We start from the raw sequence: 19051 nt of genomic DNA, 5'->3' as shown, positions 1-19051 counted from the left end.
GCCAAGGGATGCTAACCCCTTGGTCCCAGGGTAGAGGTGCGGGGAAATGCAGCAAAAGGTTGTATTGTTCCTGTGTCTTTACGCGCGTTCTCAATTTCCTTAACGGTTCTTGAAGACCTGTTCTGCATATTCCGCGCTTAAGGAGTGCCGTATGGGCGCGTTTTCGAAGTTGTTTCAGCGGGATATTGGACGCGACCGTCATTCGATCGTGATGGCCGTGCTGTTTTCGTTTGCGCTCGTGGTCGCTGTCGTGACCCTGATGGTTCTGACGGCCGTTGCCCGAGTGGCAGATTACTCCAACAGGCTCGATGAGAAGCGCTCCTTCCAGACAACGACTGGCGCGCTGAAGACATTCCAGACCCAGCTGAAAGCAACGCTCAACGACTATGCGGCGTGGGACGATGCGGCGAAATTCGTCTATGCGCCCGATGGCATGGATTGGGTGGCAAGCAACTTCGGGGGGATGTCTGCGAACAACCCGCTTTTCGACGGTGTGATCGTTGTCGATGAGAGCGGAAAGCCTGTCCTCGCGTACCAGAACGGCAAGCCCAGCACCGAACCTATGAAGAGCATGCTCGACCCTGCGATCTGGTCTTTGCTCGACACGGCCCGTTCAGCGCCCGCAGGAGCAATGCCGGAAGCGGCCGGCTTTATCGACACCAGCAACGGCGTGGCGGTTGCCGGCGTGGCGCTGGTCCGGCAGAAATCGGGGACTGTCCCGGTGCCCGTAGGCCAGCGGCGTTACCTCGTTTTCATTCGCCACCTTGACGCCGATCAAATCAAGGCGATGGCAGATAACTATGTCATCAACGGCCTGCATCTGGTTTCAGCGGACACGGCGTCGGCAAATGCGGTCCCGGTCGTCGATCCGCTCGGCCGGACGCTCGGAAAGATGGTCTGGCAGTCGAGCATTCCCGGCGACATGAGCTACCAGCAGGCGCGGCCGCTGGTGGCCGGCGCCCTCGGGTTGGTCGGCATGTTCTTCGTGGTGCTGCTGATGCTTGGATCGCTTGCCAACAAGCGTTTGCGGGCAGAGGAAGCAGCAGCGCGCGAGGCGGCCCTGCAGGACCGGCTGTCCGGGCTTTTAAACAGGGAAGGCATGCGGGTTCATGTCGACCAGATGATCGAGCAGGCATCGCTTGATCGCAGCAACGTGCTGCTTCTTTATCTCGATCTCGACGGCTTCAAGGAGATCAACGATTCCTACGGCCATGGTACCGGCGACCAGCTTATCCGCGCCATCGCTGCCGGGCTTAAGGTCCTGGTGCCGGGAAACGCCATTCTTGCGCGGCTGGGCGGCGATGAATTTGCCGTTGCCTTCCCCGGCGAAGACCTGAATGACGGCCCAGCCCTCGGCCTTGCCGAACAGGTGCTCGATTTCCTCTCGGAACCGCTCGAAATCGGCCGCCGCGTCATCGTGGTCGGCGCCAGCATCGGCATCGCCATGTCTCCCGAAGGCCGCGTCGGTCGTGAGGAAATGGTGCGCCGCGCCGATCTCGCGATGTACAAGGCCAAGGAAGCAGGCCGCTCCCGCATGATGTGCTACGACAGCGACATGGACACCGATCGCGAAGGTCGCAATGCCATGGAGCTCGATCTGCGTGCTGCGATCGAAGGGGAAACCCTTGGTGTGGTCTACCAGCCGCTGGTCGACGCGGCGACGCATGCGATGATCGGAGTCGAAGCGCTGGTGCGCTGGGATCGCCCCGGCTACGGGCCGATATCTCCTGAAGTTTTTATCCCGGTGGCCGAAACCAGCGGTCTTATCGAGGGGCTGGGGCTGCTGGTTCTCCGGCGGGCCTGTGAGGCGGCCGTCGCTTGGCCAGGCATGCGTATCGCCGTTAATGTTTCGCCGAGCCAGTTCCGCAACCCGGCCTTCGCCGACTATGTGCGCTATGTGCTCAAGCAGACGGAGATCGATCCCGAGCGCGTGACGCTGGAGATCACCGAAGGCTACATCATCCAGAACCCGAAGCGAATACGCGTCGCAATCGAGCGTCTGAAGGCGCTCGGCGTCAAGGTGGCGCTCGACGATTTCGGATCGGGCTTCTCATCGATCGGCTATCTCCGCCAGTTCGGCTTCGACCGCATCAAGATCGACAAATCGCTGACCATGGGCGTGCTGGAAGGCAAGAGCGCCCGCGACATGCTGCAGGCAACGGTGGCTCTTGCCCGCTCGCTGGATATCCCGGTGACCGCCGAGGGGATCGAGACCGAGGAGCAGGGGATCGCGGTGCGGCTGTTCGGCTGTGACGAGTTGCAGGGATATTTCCACGGCAAGCCAATGACGGCCGCCGACATTACAAAGCGCTATCAGGCCGAGCTTCGCGATGCCGAGGAAAACGGGCAACGGGTCGCTATTTCGGGCTGATATCCGGCCTGGCGCATTTGCGCACTTTTGCTGGAAACTCTAGCCGCGGTGGGCGCGGCCGGTCTTGCGGGCAAGCTCGATCTGGCGCTGGCGTTCTCGGAACCGTTCCCGGTCGCTCTCGCTTCTGACATCGTAGCACTGGCTGCAGGAGACGCCGGCCTCGTAGTAGGGCGAGGTGATCTCTTCGGCAGTGATCGGCGTGCGGCAGGCATGGCAAAGCTTGTGCTCGCCTTCCTTCAGCCCGTGTTCGACAGAGACGCGCTCGTCGAAGACGAAGCAGGCGCCCTCCCAGAGACTCTGCTCTTCGGGCACTTCCTCGAGATATTTGAGAATGCCGCCTTTGAGGTGATAGACCTCGTTAAAGCCTTGCTGCTTCATGAAGGCCGTCGCCTTTTCGCAACGGATGCCGCCGGTGCAGTACATGGCGATTTTGGGCTTGTTGTGCAGCCCGGTGTTCTGCCGAACCCACTCCGGAAACTCGCGAAAGGTCTTGGTCTTCGGATCGATTGCGCCCTTGAAGACGCCTATGGCCGTCTCGTAGTCGTTGCGGGTGTCGATCAGGATGGTATCGGGGTCGGAAATCAGGCTGTTCCAGTCTTTAGGCGCGACGTAGGTGCCGACGATGCTGTTGGGGTCGATGTCCTCGACGCCCATGGTGACGATTTCCTTCTTGAGCTTCACCTTCATGCGCACGAATGGCATCTTCGACGCGCGGCTCTCCTTGTGCTCCAGCGCGGAAAATTCCGGCAGGGCGCGCAGGAAAGCAAGAACCGTGGATACACCAGCGTCCGTGCCGGCGATGGTTCCGTTGATCCCTTCATGGGCGAGCAGCAGCGTGCCCTTGACGCCCTGTTCCTCGCAAAGCCTCTGCAGCGGGTCGCGCATGGAGGCAAACCGCGAGAAATCGGCGAAATGATAGAGCGCTGCCACCAGAAAGGAGCTGACGCCTGAGGGCGTGGACGAGGTGATGTCGGTCATGTGGTCGAAATACAGCCTTGAGCCCTTTGACGCAATGTCGATTTACGACCCCTGTGGCAAAGCTGGCTCTACAGTGGTCGAGGGCGGGCATCCTAGACTTCGGAGCGCATCGCCAGTGCCTGGTTGGAATAGCGGTGCTGGCCGGTGACTTCTTCGCCAAGCCAATCCGGCAGCTCGGGATTGTCATCCTCGTGCCCCATCTCGACCTCGGCGATCTGCAAGCCCGCATGCACACCGTCGAACACGTCGATTTCCCAGGTAAACCCTTTGTACGGCACCTTGTGGCGGGTCTTGATAATCGGCACGCCAACGGCTTTCGTCATCAACTCCTCCGCATCGGCCAAGGGAATGGAATACTCGAATTCGTCGCGGGTCATGCGCTTGCCGATCTTGACTGTCAGCGTCGCCTGCGTGCCGTTGGCAAGCCTGATACGGACGGATCGATCCTCCATCGAGGCGATGTAGGCCTGTTGCAGTCCGATCGTTTCGGCCACCAGATCCCGCCATCCGTCGTGCCGGACCAGGAATTTGCGTTCAATCTCTTTTGCCAATGGTGTCAGCCTCCCCCGGCCTCGTCCTGTTTCAGGCAGGCTAACCGATGTCTGCGGCATTTCCTACCCGGGCGGGCGGTTGCCCGCTTTTGTCTCGACAAGGATGTTCAGGAGGGTTATCGAAGTCTGAAATTCAATCGTTTTCTGGAGTGTCGGCGATGGGTGAAAAAACCGAAAAGCTGCTAGCCATCCTGCAATATGCACCGGTCGTGCCGGTGCTGATCGTCGACGACGTGAAGTCGGCAGTCTTGCTTGCCCGGGCCCTGGTCGCCGGTGGACTGAAGGCGATCGAGATCACCATGCGCACGGCGGCAGCTCTGGATGCGGTGCGCGCCGTGGCCGACGAAGTCGAAGGCGCCGAGGTTGGTGCCGGTACCATCCTCAACGTCGCCCATTGGGAAGCGGCCGTCGAAGCCGGTTCGAAATTCATCGTCAGCCCGGGCACGACGCAGGAGTTGCTCGATGTCGCGAGACAGTCGAGCGTTCCCTTGCTGCCGGGTGCGGCGACCGCGAGCGAAGTCATGGCGCTACGCGAAGAGGGCTATCAGGTGTTGAAGTTCTTCCCCGCCGAGCAGGCAGGCGGTGCTGGCTATCTCAAGGCGCTTTCGTCGCCGCTGGCCGGGACGATGTTCTGCCCGACGGGCGGCGTATCTCTGAAGAATGCCCGCGATTATCTGTCGTTGCCGAACGTCATCTGCGTCGGCGGGTCCTGGGTGGCGCCAAAGGAACTGATCGCTTCGGGCGACTGGGCGGGCATCACCAAGCTTGCGGCGGAAGCTGCGGCACTGCGCGGCTGATACACGTTCGAGACTGCCGGCACGTGTCGGACCGGCAGTTCGCCATCGATCGGCTCCCGACGCGCAGTCGCGCCATCGGCGCTTCAAGGGGTAAGCTGCTTGACCGATAAAAAGTCGGAAGACCAATCGTCAGCAATCGCTGCAGCGATCATCCTGCTCGGCGCTGGTACGGTGCTGTACCTGATGCCGGATGCCGTGTTGTGGATCGGTCAATTTTCACCCTGGCTGGCGACGGGTTTCGGCGCCGCCGTCATTCTCTGCTTTTTTCTGATCTTCTGGCTGCGGGCTAGATATCAGCGACGCAACCGGTCCTGATCTCTAGGTCTGCAGCGACGCGCCCAGCAGGACGATACCCGTTACAATCACGAAGACGGCGCCGAGAAGCTCTATGCCGTTGCCCACCCAGGTGGACTTTGCCGATCCCGGCCCGGCAAGGCGCATCGCGAGCCCCTTGGCAGTGACTGCCATGATCGCCAGCATCGACACGGTGATGGCCGTGCCGAGCGACATGGCGAACACCGACAGCACGCCGCCGAGCAGGAGCCCGTTGAGCATTGCGAAGGTCATGACCAGCAGGGCGCCGGAGCAGGGGCGAAGGCCGACGGCGACAATGGCCGACCAGGCTTCACGCGCGCTGAAATGCTCCGCTTTCAGAAGCAAGGGATCGGGCAGGTGCGCACGTCCGCAATCCTCGCAGACCACCCCGGCCGTTCCAAGGGTCGGGGCATCGCAGTTAAACTGGCCGGCAGACGCCACGGTTGCGTCGTTGCGGGCGAAGGCACCGCTGTCGAACAGCGCGACGCTGACAGGGCCGGCAGGGGTCGCCATTTCCATGCGGCGCTCGGGCATGGCGCGCATCATTGAGCGCAATTTGCGAAACAGCAGCCAGCAGCCGAACAATATGACCATCACGAAGGAGGAGATCTCCATGGCGTTGGTCGCCTCGGTCATGGTGATGCCGCTGCCACGCAGCACGAAATAGGCGGCACCAACGACGGCAATGGCAACCACGCCCTGGACGAAGGCGGACACGAAGGAAATCGCGATGCCGCGTTTCAACTGGATCTCGTTCGCAACCATGTAGGACGAGATCACCGCCTTGCCGTGGCCGGGACCGGCCGCGTGGAAAATTCCGTAGGCGAAGGATAATCCGATCAATGTCGAGAGCTGCCAAGGATCCTTGCGCATGGCGCCGATCGATTGGGTCAGGGCGCGGTAAAACGCCTGTTGCTGGTCGTTGACGTAAAGGAAGATTGGCGCAAGAGGGCCGCCGATTGGTTGGAAGCTCGGTTCAGCGGTGCCGATGCCGAGAGGCGACCCGGTGGCGTGCGCGAGGCCGGTTGCGGCGAGGAGGAGCGCAACTGCAAGCGACGCAAAGGCAAGGCGGCGGTTCAGCATTGGGCATCGATCCGTGTTGCAAACAGTTTCGACATGGTCGTCCCGGTGGGGTCGTTGAAGAAGGCGTCGGTCAGCGATGACTTGTTCTCGGCGATAACCTCGTCCGGGTCGGGGCGCACGACCTTCGTGGTGCAGGATTTGAAGGTGCTTCCGATGGTCACGAGGTCGCCGTCTGTCGGGAAGTCGATCGAGGTGTAGAGCGTCGGGTCGTAGATGCCGAAGGAAAGTCGGTTACCCTTCATCGGCATCGGCTCTGCCGGCGAGACCTTGAAGAACATCAACAACTGTCCGTCCTTGTAGTCGACGTGAATGACATCAGGCTTGTTCACCTTAATCGCCTTTCCGTTCAACGACATGTTCACGTAGTAATCGTAGTCGGCAAGCGAATCGCGCACGGTGGCGCCGACTGCAGTCAGTTCGTCCGGGTCGAGCTTCAGGTTGGCGTTCTTGTCGAAATCCATCAGCACCGAAGACGAGAATACCTCGTCGAACCGCCAGACATTCTGAAGCTCCTTGACGTTGCCGTCATCGCCGGCCACCACCTCAAGCCGCGCCTGCACGAAAATATGCGGGTGGGCAAATGCTGCGGCGGGCGCCAGCAACAGCATTGCGGCGAGCAGGAGGGTTGTTTTATTCATGAGCCCTCGGCGCATCGCAGGTCATCGTTCATGGTGCAACTTCGTGAAAAAATGAGACGGAATTGGGACCGGTCCAAGTGTGGCAGGGAGCCTAGCCGTTCTTGCGAAACCAGTTGTGCAGGTAGTCGACGAAGATGCGTACCTTTGCTGGCAGGTAGCGCCGATGCGGGTAGACGGCGTAGATGCCGCGATCTGTCGGTATGTAGTCGTTGAACAATGTCACCAGTGCGCCGCTCTCGATGCTCTTGCGGGCGATAAAGTCTGGTACGATGGCAAAACCGATGCCGGCCAGCGCGGCGCGCAATGTTGCATGCGGGCTGTTGACCTCCATCGGGCCGGTGATGGGGACATTGAACCAGGTGCTGTCGGGGTTGCAAAATCGGATGCTGCCCTGCGCACGGTTGTTGGTGTCGATGATGAAGGGGATGCGGGAAAGGTCGCTCGGATGATCGAGGGGTTGATGGCGGTCGAGAAACTCCTGCGTGGCGCAGATATGCACGCGAAAATCCGAGATTTTCCGGGCGATCATGCCGGAATCCTCGAGTTTCGTAACACGGACGGCGACATCGAAGCCCTCCTCGATCAGGTCGACGAAGCGGTCCTCTGCAGCGATCTCCAGCGAAAGATCCGGGTTTTCCTTGGCAAAGTCGATCAGCGACTGGCCGACATCCGCATCCATGAAGGTGCGCGGCACCGAGACCTTCAGCCGCCCTTTGAGCTGGACGTTGTTTTCACGGACGAGGTCGGCGAGATTGTCGATCTCTTTCAGGATATCGGAGGCGGTGCGAAAATAGGTGTGGCCAGCTTCCGTCATCGAGAATTGCCGGGTGGTTCGGTTCAGCAGCAGCGCGCCGAGTTCGTCTTCGAGTTCCCGCACATATTTCGACAGCAACGCCTTCGAGCGCCCGGTCTTGCGGGCGGCGGCCGAAAAACCCTCGGCTTCGACGACATCGATGAAGGCGCGTATGCGGGTGAGGGTGTCCATTTTTCGTGGTAATCCTGTTCTTCAACCGGATAGACCCATGACGAATCCCGGGTTGGTGTCAAGTTTTACCATATGCCCTCAGCCAAGCGTGGCGGTCTTGGAGCCAGCACTTTGCTCCATCATTCGGAGGGCTTTTCGCCCTCGTCAGCAAGGATTTCCGGCATCCAGTTGACGCCGCGCATTTTTTTTGCCTTTAGCCAAGAAAATTCTTGATTGTTACAACGAATGTTCTTATCTCCCGGTCAGCCCAAAGTCGCACGTGCCCATGGGTGTCCGCTGGTCCTCTAATTGGTGAGGATACGGTAAGGTACCTGGAATTAACCCCTCCAGTCGCTATCTCGGCCTTCCGAGAAATGCGAGGACATCTGAAGCAACGACGGTGCGGGCCTTTTTGTTCTCTTCCGGCTTTCCATCAGCCGGGGTTACTGAAGAGGCACACCATCATTGCCGGAAGTGCGGTAGGGAAACCTCCAATCCAAGGCAGACAAAGCCGAACCTATGCCATCCTGTGGCGTTGGTTCACTGATCGAGCATCGTGCGTTCGTCAAGGATCCGGGGTCTCCACCGGCTGGGTCCTAGCGTGGATTCGCGTATGCCCTTTGTCCTCCGGTCTGACCGCCGGAGCCTGTATTGAAGGGACTAACCATGACCACTCAGCGCATCCGCGACTTTCTCGCAACCCGACGTCCCGACGGCCCTTGCCTAGTGCTGGATCTCGACGTGGTCCGCGACAATTTTCATGCTTTCCGCCACGCCATGCCGGACAGCTCGATCTATTATGCCGTCAAGGCAAACCCGGCTCCTGAAGTGTTGAAGCTTCTGGCCGGCATGGGCTCCAACTTCGATTGCGCGTCTGTCGCCGAAGTCGAAATGGCGCTCGACGCTGGCGCAACGCCTGCTCGCATCTCTTTCGGCAACACGATCAAGAAGGAACGCGACATCGCCCGTGCGCATGCACTCGGTGTCAGCCTTTTTGCCGTGGACAGCCATGAAGAAGTCGAGAAGATGGCCCGAGCCGCTCCTGGCGCCCGCGTATTCTGCCGTGTGCTGACGGATGGCGAAGGTGCCGAATGGCCTCTGTCGCGCAAGTTCGGCTGCGTTCCGCAGATGGCAGTCGACGTCCTCGTCTATGCACATCAGCTCGGCCTTGAATCCTATGGCGTGTCGTTCCACGTCGGCTCGCAGATGACCAAGGTCGATGCCTGGGACTCGGCTCTTGCCGATGCCAAGCGCGTGTTCGTTTCGCTGGGCAAGCAGGGCATCCACCTGCAGATGGTCAACATGGGCGGTGGATTTCCGACCAAGTACCTGCGCGACGTTCCTGCTGCCGAAGCCTATGGCAAGGCCATCAACCAGAGCCTGCGCGATCACTTCGGCAACCAGATCCCGAAGACGATCATCGAGCCAGGTCGCGGCATGGTCGGCAACGCCGGCGTCATCAAGGCGGAAGTCGTGCTGATCTCGAAGAAGTCGGACAATGACGAAGCCCGCTGGGTTTTCCTCGACATCGGCAAGTTCGGCGGTCTCGCCGAGACGATGGACGAAGCCATTCGCTATCCGATCCGCACCGAGCGCGACGGCGACGAAATGGAGCCTTGCATCATTGCCGGCCCGACCTGCGATTCGGCCGACGTGCTCTATGAGAAGAACCTCTATCCGCTGCCATTGTCTCTGACGATCGGCGACGAGGTGTTCATCGAAGGCACCGGCGCCTATACGACGACCTATTCGGCTGTGGCTTTCAACGGGTTCGACCCGCTGAAGTCCTACGTCATCTAGGTCGACTTCGCCGGCCCCGGGAAAGACCGGGGCGGCACCTTCACAATTTTCATTCACCGCCGCTCATAACGGTATTGGGTACGGGAGGCCGATATGGCCGCTGTTCTTGATTCTGTACGCGCACTCTTTGCGCCGTCCACTTTCGCAATCGACCACGAAAACGCAGGCGACGTCGTTGCCCGCGAGAACCTGCTGAACCGCGCCATGGGTGCCGGTCGCACACGGAAATCCTCCGAAAAGCTGCGTCGCGGCTGCATTCCGGCCGAAGGCCTGGCACTTGTTGCCCGCGACCGCAGCGGCCATGTCATCGGGACCGTGCGTCTCTGGAACATCGAGGCCGGTGTGAACCGCGAAACACAGGCCGTCGATGCCCTGTTGCTCGGGCCTCTCGCTGTTGATTCGGACCACGAGGGCAAGGGCATTGGTGCGGCCCTGATGCGGGCTGCCATTCTCGAGGCGAAGCAGCGCGGCCATGGTGCCATCTTGCTGGTCGGCGATCCCGCCTATTACGAACGCTTTGGCTTCTTTGCCGAAAAAGCGTGCCATCTCGTCATGCCCGGCCCATTCGAGCGTCATCGTTTCCTGGCGCTGGAACTGAAGGACGCATGGCTGGAAGGTGCTGCAGGCATGCTGGTCGCCAACGGCCGCAGGCTCACGCAGGCCAAATCGCGCCGCGCGGCCTGATTTCGGATAGATGACGTGACGACGCTGCATGGACAGCGTCGTCGCTTCCCCCGCATGTGATTGCGTGTACTACCTGCCTCGCTCGGGGTATCACAATCGCGTCAACCTCGCATTCGGCGGAACCTTTTTTCTATCCCTGATGTTTGAGGTCCGGTAGCGCGTTTGATATCGACGTGCTGTTGGCCCAGCAAAGATCGCGCCAAAAAGCCGCCGACAGCCGATATCATACGGGCCCGTTCATTCACCAGACGGCTTCCGGACAATGCCCGCCTTGCCGCCATCTTCGGACCGGAGGCCCCATGTCCGCCATAGATGATATCCGCTCGCTTACCCCACAACAGCGCAACACCGTCATCGCCAGCTTTCTCGGCTGGACGCTCGATGCATTCGATTTCTTCATTCTCGTTTTCGTCCTGAAATCAATTGCCGAGGAGTTCAAGACGGATATTTCGGCGGTCTCCGTCGCCCTCTTTCTGACTTTGGCAATGCGGCCGGTCGGCGCACTGATTTTTGGCTTTGCTGCCGACAAGTTCGGCCGGCGGGCGACGCTCATGGTCGACGTGCTGCTTTATTCCGTGTTCGAGCTGGCGTCGGGCTTTTCGACCAGCCTCACGATGCTCATCGTCTTTCGCGTCTTCTACGGCATCGCCATGGGTGGCGAGTGGGGCGTCGGTGCATCGCTCGTCATGGAAACGATCCCGGAGAAGGCGCGCGGCGTCGTCTCGGGCGTGCTGCAGGCGGGTTACCCATGCGGCTATCTCATTGCGTCGCTTGTGTTCTTCTTCCTGTTCCCGGTGATCGGTTGGCGTGGGATGTTCATCATCGGCGCATTTCCGGCGCTGCTGGTTCTCTATATCCGCCGTAATGTCGAGGAATCGCCGTCATTCCTTAAGAACAAGGATCGGGCACGGCGGCCTTTCCTCACTGTCCTGCGCGAAAACATTCCCCTGTTCATATGGTCGGTCGTGCTGATGACCGCGTTCAATTTCTTCAGTCACGGGACGCAGGATCTCTACCCGACTTTCCTCGAAACCCAGCGCGGGTATTCCACCCACACAGTCGGCGCAATCGCCATCGTCTACAATATAGGCGCGATCCTTGGCGGGTTGTTCTTCGGCAGCCTTTCGCAGCGGATCGGCCGTCGCAAGGCCATCGTCATCGCTGCATTGATTGCCATTCCGATCGCTCCGCTATGGACGCTGGCGCAGACACCGGTGATGCTGGCGGCGGGCGCCTTCCTCATGCAGTTTTTCGTCCAGGGCGCATGGGGTGTCGTACCGGCGCACCTGAACGAGCTATCGCCGTCAGAGGTACGCGGCACCTTTCCGGGCTTCGCCTATCAGCTCGGCAACCTGCTCGCCTCCGGCAACGCCACGCTGCAGGCGGGCCTGGCCAGCCACTGGAACGGCAATTACGCCTATGCGCTGCTGCTTGTGGCCGTCATCGTGGCTGCCGCCGTGGCTCTACTCGCCGGCTTCGGCTACGAGAAGAAGGGGACGACCTTCGAATTGCCGAAGGAAGACCATAAGGCTTCCGTGCCATAGTCTGGACGCTCGACGGAGCGTCCGACTGATACGTTTGGCAGCTATGCCGCTATGTCGACGACACCGCAATCGCCGGCAGCCGATGCGAAAGCCATCGTCTTGCCGGATTTGCTCCAGCTCATCGAGGTGATCGCGCCGTTGCCCGGGCGGCGCAAAAGCGCCTCCTTGCCGTCGGCTATCCGGACGGCCAGAATCATGCCGTCGATAAAGCCGATGGCGACGATGTCTTCGGCGGGATGAAAGCGCACGCAGGTCGCCATGATGTTGGCGCGGGTGCCGAGCTCCAGAGGCGCCTTGCCCATCGGCCCGTCCTTTCCCTGGAACGGCCATACGATGGCGGCGGGAGCGCCCGAGGACGCGAGCCACTTGCCCTTCGCGGACCAGGACAGCGACTTTACCTTGGCGGGATAGCCGGTCATGCGCATATGGCGGGCGTCTGAGCCTGCCTTTGGATCTAGCTTCCAGCCATGCAGTGCATTTTCCTGCATTGTCGTGACGACAAACTGGCCGTCCGGCGAGAAGGTAACGCCGTTATGGGCGCCTTTCCAATCGAGATCGACAGACGCACCTGACGTGCCGACCCAGTGCAACGTCACGCCGTTGTAGCGCGCCACGGCGATCCTCAGGCCTTTCGGTGCAAACGCGATGCCTTCGACCGTGCGCTCTTCGGTGAATTCCTTGGTGCTGCCATCGGCCAGCACGACATAGGTCGTCTTGCCGTGGGCGTAGGCGATGGCGCCCTGGGGACCTGATGCCACCTGGGTGATCCACTTTCGCGGGGCTTCGGCAATCTGCGTGATGTCGTCGTCGGAGGTGATACGCTGGACCTTGCCGCTTTCGCCACCGACGATCAGGCTTTCGCTATGGGTGTCGCGGACGCAGGTGAGCAGGCCCTGATGGGCTTCCGTCACCTTCTCGCCGCCCTCGAACCTGCGAACTGTGCCGTCGGCTCCAATGAAATAGGGAACATCGTTCAGGAACTCGACGGCCAGGACATGGCCGTCGATATCAATCGGCGCAACTGTCGGCATCAGGCGGCCGCCTGGCAGGCCTTGAAGCTGGCTTCCAGCTTCTCGCGGTCAAGTTCGCGACCGATGAAGACGAGGCGGCTTTCGTGGATTTCGCCGTCCTTCCACGGGCGCTGGTGGTCGCCCTCGATGATCATGTGGACACCCTGGATGACATAGCGCTCGGCATCGCCCTTGAAAGCGATGATGCCCTTCAGGCGCAGGATGTTCGGGCCTTCGGTCTGGGTAATCTTCTGGATCCACGGGAAGAAGCGGTCTGCGATCATCTCGCCGCCGCGCAGGGACACAGACTGGACAGTGACGTCGTGGATCGGCGAGGGGCCGTGGTTATGATGGTCGTGGCCGTGATGATCATGTCCATGGTGGTCGTGCCCATGGTCATGATGCCCGTGATCATGGTGGTCGTGATCGTGATGATCGTGACTGTGGTCGTGGTCGCAATCCGGGCCGCAGACGTGCTCGTCACCGGCAGTCAGGAAATGCGGGTCGTTTTCCAGCGCCCGTTCCAGGTTGAAGGCACCTTGGTTGAGCACGTGGGCGAGATCGACTCCGGAGCGGCTGGTCTTGTAGACGCGGGCGGCCGGGTTGATTGCGCGCACCACATCCTCGATCTGGGCAAGCTCGGCCGGCGAGACGAGATCGGTTTTGTTGATGATGACGACATCGGCGAAGGCGATCTGGTCCTCTGCCTCACGGCTGTCCTTGAGGCGCAGCGGCAGGTGCTTGGCATCGACCAACGTGACGACGGCATCGAGTTCAGTCTTGGTGCGGACGTCGTCGTCCATGAAGAAGGTCTGGGCAACCGGGACGGGGTCTGCAAGGCCGGTGGTCTCGACGATGATGCCATCGAAGCGGCCGGGGCGCCGCATCAGGCCCTCGACGACGCGGATGAGGTCGCCGCGCACCGTGCAGCAGACGCAGCCGTTGTTCATTTCATAGATTTCTTCGTCGGATTCGACGATCAGATCGTTGTCGATGCCGATTTCACCGAACTCATTGACGATGACGGCGTATTTCTTGCCATGGCTCTCCGACAGGATGCGGTTCAGCAACGTCGTCTTGCCGGCGCCGAGATAGCCGGTCAACACGGTGACGGGGATTGGCTTGAGAGCAACAGGTTCGGTCATGGGAGCCTCGAAAACTGGAGGGGGCCGCAAGGGCGGAAATGGGGTCGGTCACCATATAAGGATACGGTTCCGGCAGTTCAAAGGCTTTTATTGTAATAGAATCACATTCCCGTCACGGCGCGATGGCGGGGACGATATCGGTGCGGGCAAAATCATCGCCGATGAAGAGCAGGGGGCAGCCGAATTCCCGGGCCGTGGCGTAGGAGAAGCAATCGCCGAAGTTGAGGGCGGCGGCGTTGATGCTCTTCCCCCAGCGGTCAAATGCTTCGCCGGCCAGTCGCGCGCGATCCCTATCGACATCCACGATCGTGATGAAAGGCGATGCTAATAATTCTGTCATCTGTTCAGAGATGTTGCGACGTCTGGCGACAATCAATGCCTCTACTACTGTTCCTGCAGATATCAAGATCTCGGTTTCGCGATTGAAGACCTCACTGCATACCGATGCCTTCGGCTCAAGCAGCAGCATTGCGACAAGAGCCGAAGTGTCGATAACGATCATATCGGCAGACCGAATTCATCATAGAGAAAGTCTTGGCTGCGGGCCGCATCCGGTCCCGGCGGAAGATTTTTGCGGCGAACTTCTGCCTGAAGACGGGCAACCAATTCTGATTTTTCCTCGAGCGTCATCGATGCCCTCACCTCCGGCACCAATTCAAGCTTCACGGCAGGGCCTCCGGCCTGGGTCAGGACGACCTCTTCGCCCTGTGCCGCAAGACGCACCAGCTCGGTGAGTTGCCCTTCTGCCTCGGCGATGGAAATGCGCATATCCGCCTCCTGTTCGGCGATACAGCCTAAGGCAATATGGGCGATCTACCGCAGTAGCGCAAGTTTTGGCTAGCGCAGCTCAGCGACCTCGAAAGCATCCACATCCTGCAGCAGTTCTATCAGTCCGCCAATTGCATGCGCGATCAGCGCCTCGCCTTTTTCCGCTGTGGCTGCCGCCGCGTTGCCGGCGGCTCCTTGTTCGTTGAGGTCGGACATCTTCCAGCCGAATGCGTGCGGGCCGTAGGCGCGAAGGTGGCGGAAGCGCCCTGCAAAACCCGACTGGCGGGAGGGGAAATCCGCGGTCTGGGTCATGTCTACGGCGTCTGGATGAAGCGCCAGCATGACCGACGTCTCGACATCGCCGGCGTGGATATCAATCGCCTTGTTCTCCGGAGAGATCACGCCATCGGGCACGCCGAAGCGCGTCCAGCTTGTGGCGACGACCAGCATGTCGAAGCGGATGCGAGCCTCGGTGGCGACGATGGTCATCAGCGGCGCGTTGCCGCCGTGGGCGTTGAGCAGGACGAGTTTGCGGATGCCCAGGCGATGGAGGTCGGCGGCGATGCCGAGCCAGCGTTCGATGGCATCCTGATAGGCGAGGGACCGGGTACCGGCGACATGCAGATGCTCCGGGGAGTAGCCGACCGGTTCGACCGGCAGCACCGTGACGGGCAGGTCACTAGGCAGGCGTTGCTCGAGGCGATCGACGATGCCTGCGGCGATCAGCGTATCGGTCTCGAGCGGCAGGTGCGGGCCGTGTTGTTCGTGGGCGCCGAGTGGCAGGATGGCGATCCAGCCGGCGCGTTCCCGCGGCTGCAGGTCGGTATTATTGTCTGCGAAGCGAAATGACGGTCGCGTCATGTGCGAATGTGCCCCTTGTTTATGTCAACGTCGTTTGCGATGTCATATCCCGGTGATGCACGAGCGGAAAGACGGCGGACACACAATGGCGAAGAAGAACAAGGACAGCAAGAAAACCAAGTCGGCCAAGAAAAAGGATCAGGCTGAGTACACGCTGGCCGATCTGTCGCCGGCGCTGACCCAGGCGGCCCGGTCGATGCGCACGGCCATCACCCGCAATCTCGGCGATAGCGGTCTCTATGCCGGGCAGGACGGTGTCATCCTGGCGCTTGCCGAGGAAGACGGCCTGCCGGCGGGCAGCCTCGCCCACAAGCTCGGGGTCAAGGCGCCGACGATCACCCGGACCATCGGCCGGATGGAGGCGCAGGGTTTCGTCGAACGCCGCGCCGATGCTGACGATGCGCGGTTGACGAAGGTCTATCTCACCGACAGCGGTCGCAACACCGTGGCGCAGATCAATGCCTCGGCGCAAGCCTGCGACGCGCTGGCAACGCGCGGGTTTTCCGAAAAGGAAATAAGGACCGCGGTGCGCCTGCTGAAAGCCATAGACAATAATCTGCTGGCCGGGGAGGGCGAGGAGCAGATCGAAGCCGAGGACTGATTTCAAATATATCGTCAAAATAACGTTGATTTTAATCGCGAACTAAATATTTTAAATCCCGGTGACGCGAATGACGGCGTGCCGGGGAGATGATGTGGTACAAAAAATAAAACTATCGACGATTGCCGGAACGCTGGGAATTTCGACGGCGACCGTATCTCTGGCATTGCGCGACAGCCCGCTTGTCGCGGCTACCACGCGGGAGCGCATCAAGGACCAGGCGAGGGCTCTCGGTTATATCTACAATCGCCGTGCCGCGAGCCTGCGGACCTCGCGCTCCGGCATCATCGGCGTCGTCGTGCACGACATCATGAACCCATTCTACGGCGAGATCCTGAAGGCTATCGAGACCGAACTCGACCGCAGCCGCCATACTTTCATCCTGTCCAACCACTACGATTCGGTCGAGAAGCAGCGGACCTTCATCGAGACGCTGCTGCAGCTCGGCGGCGACGGCGTCATCATGTCGCCGGCCATCGGCACGCCGCCGGAAGATCTGGCGCTCGCCGAGGAAAACGGCATGCCGGCCATCCTCGTGGCTCGTTCGATGGAGGCGCTCGGTCTGCCGACGTTCCGGGGCGACGACAGCTACGGTATTTCGCTGGCGACCAATCACCTGATCAGCCTCGGCCACCGCTCCATCGCCATGATCGGCGGCACCGACCAGACCTCGACCGGCCGCGACCGCTATCATGGCTATGTCAACGCGCTGCGAAAGGCCGGCATCGAGGTCGATCCGGACCTGCGCATTCCGGGGCCCCGCTCCAAGCAGGGCGGCTTCGAGGCCGCCGTCCACTTTCTCTCCCTGCCGCAAAAGCCGACCGCCGCCGTATGCTGGAACGATCTGGTGGCAATCGGGTTGATGAACGGTATCGCCCGTGCCGGACTGGTCCCCGGCAAGGATATTTCCGTCACCGGATACGACGATCTGGAGGAAGCGGCCATCGCCACGCCTGCTCTGACGACGGTCTGGAACGGCCAGGCAGAGGTCGGCAGGCTTGCAGCGCGCGCGCTTTTGGATAGGCTGGCGGGCAGCCACGAACCGGACGGTATCCATCTCATAAAGCCCGAGATGCGCATCCGCCAATCCACCGAGCCCTATCGCCCGCGCTCCTGAACCATCACCGAGAGAAGTCCATGCCAGATACGCGTCCCACCGTCCTCGTTCTTTCCGACGTTCATCCTCGTGTTGCCGAAAAACTCAAGGAGCGTTTCGATGTCCTGGTCGTCGGGCGCAGCCAGCGACTGGCGATCGAGCCGGCGGTTGCCGAGCGGATCCACACCGTCGCCTCGTCAGGCACGTTCGAGTCCGCCTGGATGGACCAGCTGCCAAACCTGCAACTGATTGCGAGTTTCGGGGTCGGTTATGACGGCGTCGACGTTGCGCATGCCGTGGCGCGGCGCGTCGTCGTCACCAATACGCCGGATGTGCTGAACGACGAGGTTGCCGATACCACGATCGGCCTGCTGCTGAACACGCTTCGGCAATTCCCCACGGCCGAACAGTGGCTTCGCCAGGGGAACTGGAAAAACGGCGCCTATCCGCTGGCCCCGTTCTCGCTGACAGGACGTCATGTCGGTATTTTCGGGCTTGGCCGCATCGGTAAGGAGATCGCCCATCGGCTGGCGCCATTCAAGGTGAAGATCAGCTACCATACGCGCACCCGCTATCCTGACGTCGAATACGATTATTATCCGACGCTCAGGGAGATGGCCGAGGCGGTCGACACGCTGATTGCCATCGTCCCGAAGACTGCCGCGACCCACAAGGTTATCGATGCCGAGATCATGTCGGCGCTTGGGCCGAATGGCGTGCTGATCAATGTCGGCCGAGGCTGGTCCGTGGATGAGGATGCGCTGGCTGCCGCACTTGGCAACGGTATGCTCGGTGCAGCCGGCCTGGATGTCTTTTACAATGAGCCTCATGTTCCCGAAGCGCTGCTAGCCCTTCCGAATGCGACCTTGCTGCCGCATCTCGGTTCTGCGACGGTGCAGACCCGCGATGCGATGGCGGACCTGGTGGCCGGCAATATCATCTCATGGCTGGAAAACGGTCATGCGGTCACGCCCGTCCCGGAAACACCGCTCAAGCGTTGATGCGGACGCTTGTTCTATCGGGGAGTGCGGACTGCCACGTAGGCGCGTACCGCGTCCCCATAGGCTTCGAATAACTGCCGCGACGGCGTATCGGTCTCGGCCCAATATTCTGGATGCCACTGGACACCGACAGCGAAGCCCTTGGCATCGATCACAGAGACGGCCTCTACCGTTCCGTCCGGCGCCGTCGCCTCGACCTGCAGGCGGGGAGCCGGGGTGGCGATGGCCTGGCGATGCAGCGAATTGACGAGAATATCGTCACTGCCGAGATAGCGGGCGATGCAGGAGCCTTCCCTGATCCGCACTGTCTGGCGGATGGCATACATGGCGTCGCGCTCGGGTACCGGCGGTTTACGATGATCGTCGCGGCCGGGCTTCTCCTGGATTTCGCTGTCAAGCGTGCCCCCGAGTGCGACGTTCAGTTCCTGGATGCCGCGACAGATGGCGAGCAGCGGCATGCCGCGATCTATGGCATGGCGGATCAGAGGCAGCGAGGTCGCGTCACGGGCCGGGTCGAAGGGCCCGTGTTCCTCGGTCGGCTCCGTGCCATAGAGCGACGGGTGGACATTGCTCGCGGCGCCGGACACCAGCACGCCGTCGACGCGGTCGAGTATGGCGTCGGTGTCGTAGCCCTCTTCCATGGCGGGCACTATCAGCGCCATCAGGCCTGCGGCATTGAGAGCGGCGCGGATATACTGGTGCTGGACCGCGTGCCATCCGCCGCCCTCCATCGTCCGGAAGTCGGCAGGAATGGCGATGATTGGCTTGGACATGCAAGGCTCCGGTAAAAATGCCCGATTTATAAGATCGTTAGGAACGTAGAATGCTAGCGAAGTCAAGATTC

Annotated in this window: 20 protein-coding genes; 9 read left to right on the top strand and 11 right to left on the bottom strand. The window is 60.9% G+C overall.

The window, feature by feature from the left end:
* Positions 1-151 precede the first annotated feature (151 nt).
* Positions 152-2371, top strand: a complete 2220-nt coding sequence (locus PR018_RS12345) for a bifunctional diguanylate cyclase/phosphodiesterase (protein ID WP_142830470.1) — start codon at positions 152-154, stop codon at positions 2369-2371.
* A gap of 39 nt (positions 2372-2410) precedes the next feature.
* Here the strand turns inward: PR018_RS12345 and trhO are convergent, their stop codons facing one another.
* Entirely contained in the window at positions 2411-3349 is a 939-nt protein-coding gene (gene trhO / locus PR018_RS12340; protein WP_142830472.1) for an oxygen-dependent tRNA uridine(34) hydroxylase TrhO, read from the bottom strand.
* A 92-nt stretch (positions 3350-3441) separates the two neighbouring features.
* A complete protein-coding gene (locus PR018_RS12335; protein ID WP_142830474.1) occupies positions 3442-3900 on the bottom strand; it encodes a CYTH domain-containing protein in 459 nt (152 codons plus the stop codon).
* Positions 3901-4058: 158 nt separating this feature from the next.
* Here PR018_RS12335 and PR018_RS12330 point away from each other — a divergent pair, with 158 nt between their 5' ends.
* Positions 4059-4697 carry a 2-dehydro-3-deoxy-phosphogluconate aldolase gene (locus PR018_RS12330; protein ID WP_111218820.1) on the top strand — a complete coding sequence of 213 codons (639 nt, stop codon included), beginning with the start codon at positions 4059-4061 and terminating at the stop codon, positions 4695-4697.
* Positions 4698-4796: 99 nt separating this feature from the next.
* Positions 4797-5012 carry a hypothetical protein gene (locus PR018_RS12325; protein ID WP_142830476.1) on the top strand — a complete coding sequence of 72 codons (216 nt, stop codon included), beginning with the start codon at positions 4797-4799 and terminating at the stop codon, positions 5010-5012.
* A gap of 3 nt (positions 5013-5015) precedes the next feature.
* Here PR018_RS12325 and PR018_RS12320 read toward each other — a convergent pair whose 3' ends face one another.
* From PR018_RS12320 to PR018_RS12310, 3 genes are all read right to left on the bottom strand, one after another.
* Positions 5016-6095, bottom strand: coding sequence for a nickel/cobalt transporter (locus tag PR018_RS12320; protein ID WP_142830478.1), 1080 nt, complete (start codon positions 6093-6095; stop codon positions 5016-5018).
* On the bottom strand, positions 6089-6733 hold the full coding sequence (locus PR018_RS12315) for a DUF1007 family protein (RefSeq protein ID WP_142830480.1): 645 nt from the start codon (positions 6731-6733) through the stop codon (positions 6089-6091). Before PR018_RS12315 ends, PR018_RS12320 begins: the two co-directional genes overlap by 7 nt.
* 91 nt (positions 6734-6824) lie before the next feature.
* Positions 6825-7718 carry a LysR family transcriptional regulator gene (locus PR018_RS12310; protein ID WP_142830482.1) on the bottom strand — a complete coding sequence of 298 codons (894 nt, stop codon included), beginning with the start codon at positions 7716-7718 and terminating at the stop codon, positions 6825-6827.
* Positions 7719-8363: 645 nt separating this feature from the next.
* On the opposite strand from PR018_RS12310, the gene odc2 reads away from it, so the two are divergent.
* From odc2 to PR018_RS12295, 3 genes are all read left to right on the top strand, one after another.
* On the top strand, positions 8364-9497 hold the full coding sequence (gene odc2 / locus PR018_RS12305) for an ornithine/lysine decarboxylase (RefSeq protein WP_142830484.1): 1134 nt from the start codon (positions 8364-8366) through the stop codon (positions 9495-9497).
* A gap of 93 nt (positions 9498-9590) precedes the next feature.
* Positions 9591-10181, top strand: coding sequence for a GNAT family N-acetyltransferase (locus PR018_RS12300; protein WP_142830486.1), 591 nt, complete (start codon positions 9591-9593; stop codon positions 10179-10181).
* 299 nt (positions 10182-10480) lie between these two features.
* Entirely contained in the window at positions 10481-11725 is a 1245-nt protein-coding gene (locus PR018_RS12295) for an MFS transporter (protein ID WP_142830488.1), read from the top strand.
* A gap of 41 nt (positions 11726-11766) precedes the next feature.
* Here the strand turns inward: PR018_RS12295 and PR018_RS12290 are convergent, their stop codons facing one another.
* The 5 genes from PR018_RS12290 to PR018_RS12270 form a co-directional block, all read right to left on the bottom strand.
* Entirely contained in the window at positions 11767-12756 is a 990-nt protein-coding gene (locus tag PR018_RS12290) for a WD40 repeat domain-containing protein (RefSeq protein WP_142830489.1), read from the bottom strand.
* The gene (locus tag PR018_RS12285) at positions 12756-13880 is read right to left on the bottom strand and encodes a CobW family GTP-binding protein (RefSeq protein WP_142830491.1); all 1125 of its coding nucleotides are present in this window, start codon (positions 13878-13880) and stop codon (positions 12756-12758) included. The genes PR018_RS12290 and PR018_RS12285 overlap by 1 nt, the downstream gene beginning before the upstream one ends.
* A 112-nt stretch (positions 13881-13992) precedes the next feature.
* Complete coding sequence (locus tag PR018_RS12280; RefSeq protein WP_111218802.1) at positions 13993-14382, bottom strand: type II toxin-antitoxin system VapC family toxin; 390 nt, start codon at positions 14380-14382, stop codon at positions 13993-13995.
* Positions 14379-14648 (bottom strand): type II toxin-antitoxin system Phd/YefM family antitoxin, encoded by a 270-nt coding sequence (locus PR018_RS12275; protein WP_142830492.1) that lies wholly within the window; start codon positions 14646-14648, stop codon positions 14379-14381. Before PR018_RS12275 ends, PR018_RS12280 begins: the two co-directional genes overlap by 4 nt.
* A gap of 69 nt (positions 14649-14717) precedes the next feature.
* Positions 14718-15509: a creatininase family protein gene (locus PR018_RS12270; protein ID WP_142830494.1), complete on the bottom strand. Its 792-nt coding sequence runs from the start codon at positions 15507-15509 to the stop codon at positions 14718-14720.
* 85 nt (positions 15510-15594) lie between these two features.
* Between PR018_RS12270 and PR018_RS12265 the strand changes: the two genes are divergently transcribed.
* The 3 genes from PR018_RS12265 to PR018_RS12255 all read left to right on the top strand — a co-directional run bounded on the left by PR018_RS12265 (position 15595) and on the right by PR018_RS12255 (position 18207).
* Complete coding sequence (locus tag PR018_RS12265; RefSeq protein ID WP_142830496.1) at positions 15595-16110, top strand: MarR family winged helix-turn-helix transcriptional regulator; 516 nt, start codon at positions 15595-15597, stop codon at positions 16108-16110.
* A gap of 94 nt (positions 16111-16204) precedes the next feature.
* Positions 16205-17227, top strand: a complete 1023-nt coding sequence (locus tag PR018_RS12260; RefSeq protein ID WP_111218794.1) for a LacI family DNA-binding transcriptional regulator — start codon at positions 16205-16207, stop codon at positions 17225-17227.
* A gap of 20 nt (positions 17228-17247) precedes the next feature.
* Positions 17248-18207, top strand: coding sequence for a 2-hydroxyacid dehydrogenase (locus PR018_RS12255; protein WP_142830498.1), 960 nt, complete (start codon positions 17248-17250; stop codon positions 18205-18207).
* A 14-nt stretch (positions 18208-18221) separates the two neighbouring features.
* Here the strand turns inward: PR018_RS12255 and PR018_RS12250 are convergent, their stop codons facing one another.
* Positions 18222-18980, bottom strand: a complete 759-nt coding sequence (locus PR018_RS12250) for a gamma-glutamyl-gamma-aminobutyrate hydrolase family protein (protein ID WP_142830500.1) — start codon at positions 18978-18980, stop codon at positions 18222-18224.
* Positions 18981-19051 lie beyond the last annotated feature (71 nt).

This window comes from Rhizobium rhododendri, assembly GCF_007000325.2.
In the GTDB taxonomy this organism is placed as follows: Bacteria; Pseudomonadota; Alphaproteobacteria; order Rhizobiales; family Rhizobiaceae; genus Rhizobium; species Rhizobium rhododendri.
The sequence above is the reverse complement of the archived record's forward strand: the minus strand, read 5'-3'. Positions and strand labels throughout refer to the sequence as shown.

Bases quoted from the DNA above. Each gene is read 5' to 3' on its own strand.
- PR018_RS12300 (WP_142830486.1), top strand. From the start codon at position 9,591: ATGGCCGCTGTTCTTGATTCTGTACGCGCACTCTTTGCGCCGTCCACT.
- PR018_RS12265 (WP_142830496.1), top strand. From the start codon at position 15,595: ATGGCGAAGAAGAACAAGGACAGCAAGAAAACCAAGTCGGCCAAGAAA.
- PR018_RS12310 (WP_142830482.1), bottom strand. From the start codon at position 7,718: ATGGACACCCTCACCCGCATACGCGCCTTCATCGATGTCGTCGAAGCC.
- PR018_RS12290 (WP_142830489.1), bottom strand. From the start codon at position 12,756: ATGCCGACAGTTGCGCCGATTGATATCGACGGCCATGTCCTGGCCGTC.
- PR018_RS12330 (WP_111218820.1), top strand. From the start codon at position 4,059: ATGGGTGAAAAAACCGAAAAGCTGCTAGCCATCCTGCAATATGCACCG.
- PR018_RS12255 (WP_142830498.1), top strand. From the start codon at position 17,248: ATGCCAGATACGCGTCCCACCGTCCTCGTTCTTTCCGACGTTCATCCT.
- PR018_RS12285 (WP_142830491.1), bottom strand. From the start codon at position 13,880: ATGACCGAACCTGTTGCTCTCAAGCCAATCCCCGTCACCGTGTTGACC.
- PR018_RS12315 (WP_142830480.1), bottom strand. From the start codon at position 6,733: ATGAATAAAACAACCCTCCTGCTCGCCGCAATGCTGTTGCTGGCGCCC.
- PR018_RS12275 (WP_142830492.1), bottom strand. From the start codon at position 14,648: ATGCGCATTTCCATCGCCGAGGCAGAAGGGCAACTCACCGAGCTGGTG.
- PR018_RS12280 (WP_111218802.1), bottom strand. From the start codon at position 14,382: ATGATCGTTATCGACACTTCGGCTCTTGTCGCAATGCTGCTGCTTGAG.
- trhO (WP_142830472.1), bottom strand. From the start codon at position 3,349: ATGACCGACATCACCTCGTCCACGCCCTCAGGCGTCAGCTCCTTTCTG.
- PR018_RS12270 (WP_142830494.1), bottom strand. From the start codon at position 15,509: ATGACGCGACCGTCATTTCGCTTCGCAGACAATAATACCGACCTGCAG.
- PR018_RS12295 (WP_142830488.1), top strand. From the start codon at position 10,481: ATGTCCGCCATAGATGATATCCGCTCGCTTACCCCACAACAGCGCAAC.
- PR018_RS12345 (WP_142830470.1), top strand. From the start codon at position 152: ATGGGCGCGTTTTCGAAGTTGTTTCAGCGGGATATTGGACGCGACCGT.
- PR018_RS12320 (WP_142830478.1), bottom strand. From the start codon at position 6,095: ATGCTGAACCGCCGCCTTGCCTTTGCGTCGCTTGCAGTTGCGCTCCTC.
- PR018_RS12250 (WP_142830500.1), bottom strand. From the start codon at position 18,980: ATGTCCAAGCCAATCATCGCCATTCCTGCCGACTTCCGGACGATGGAG.
- odc2 (WP_142830484.1), top strand. From the start codon at position 8,364: ATGACCACTCAGCGCATCCGCGACTTTCTCGCAACCCGACGTCCCGAC.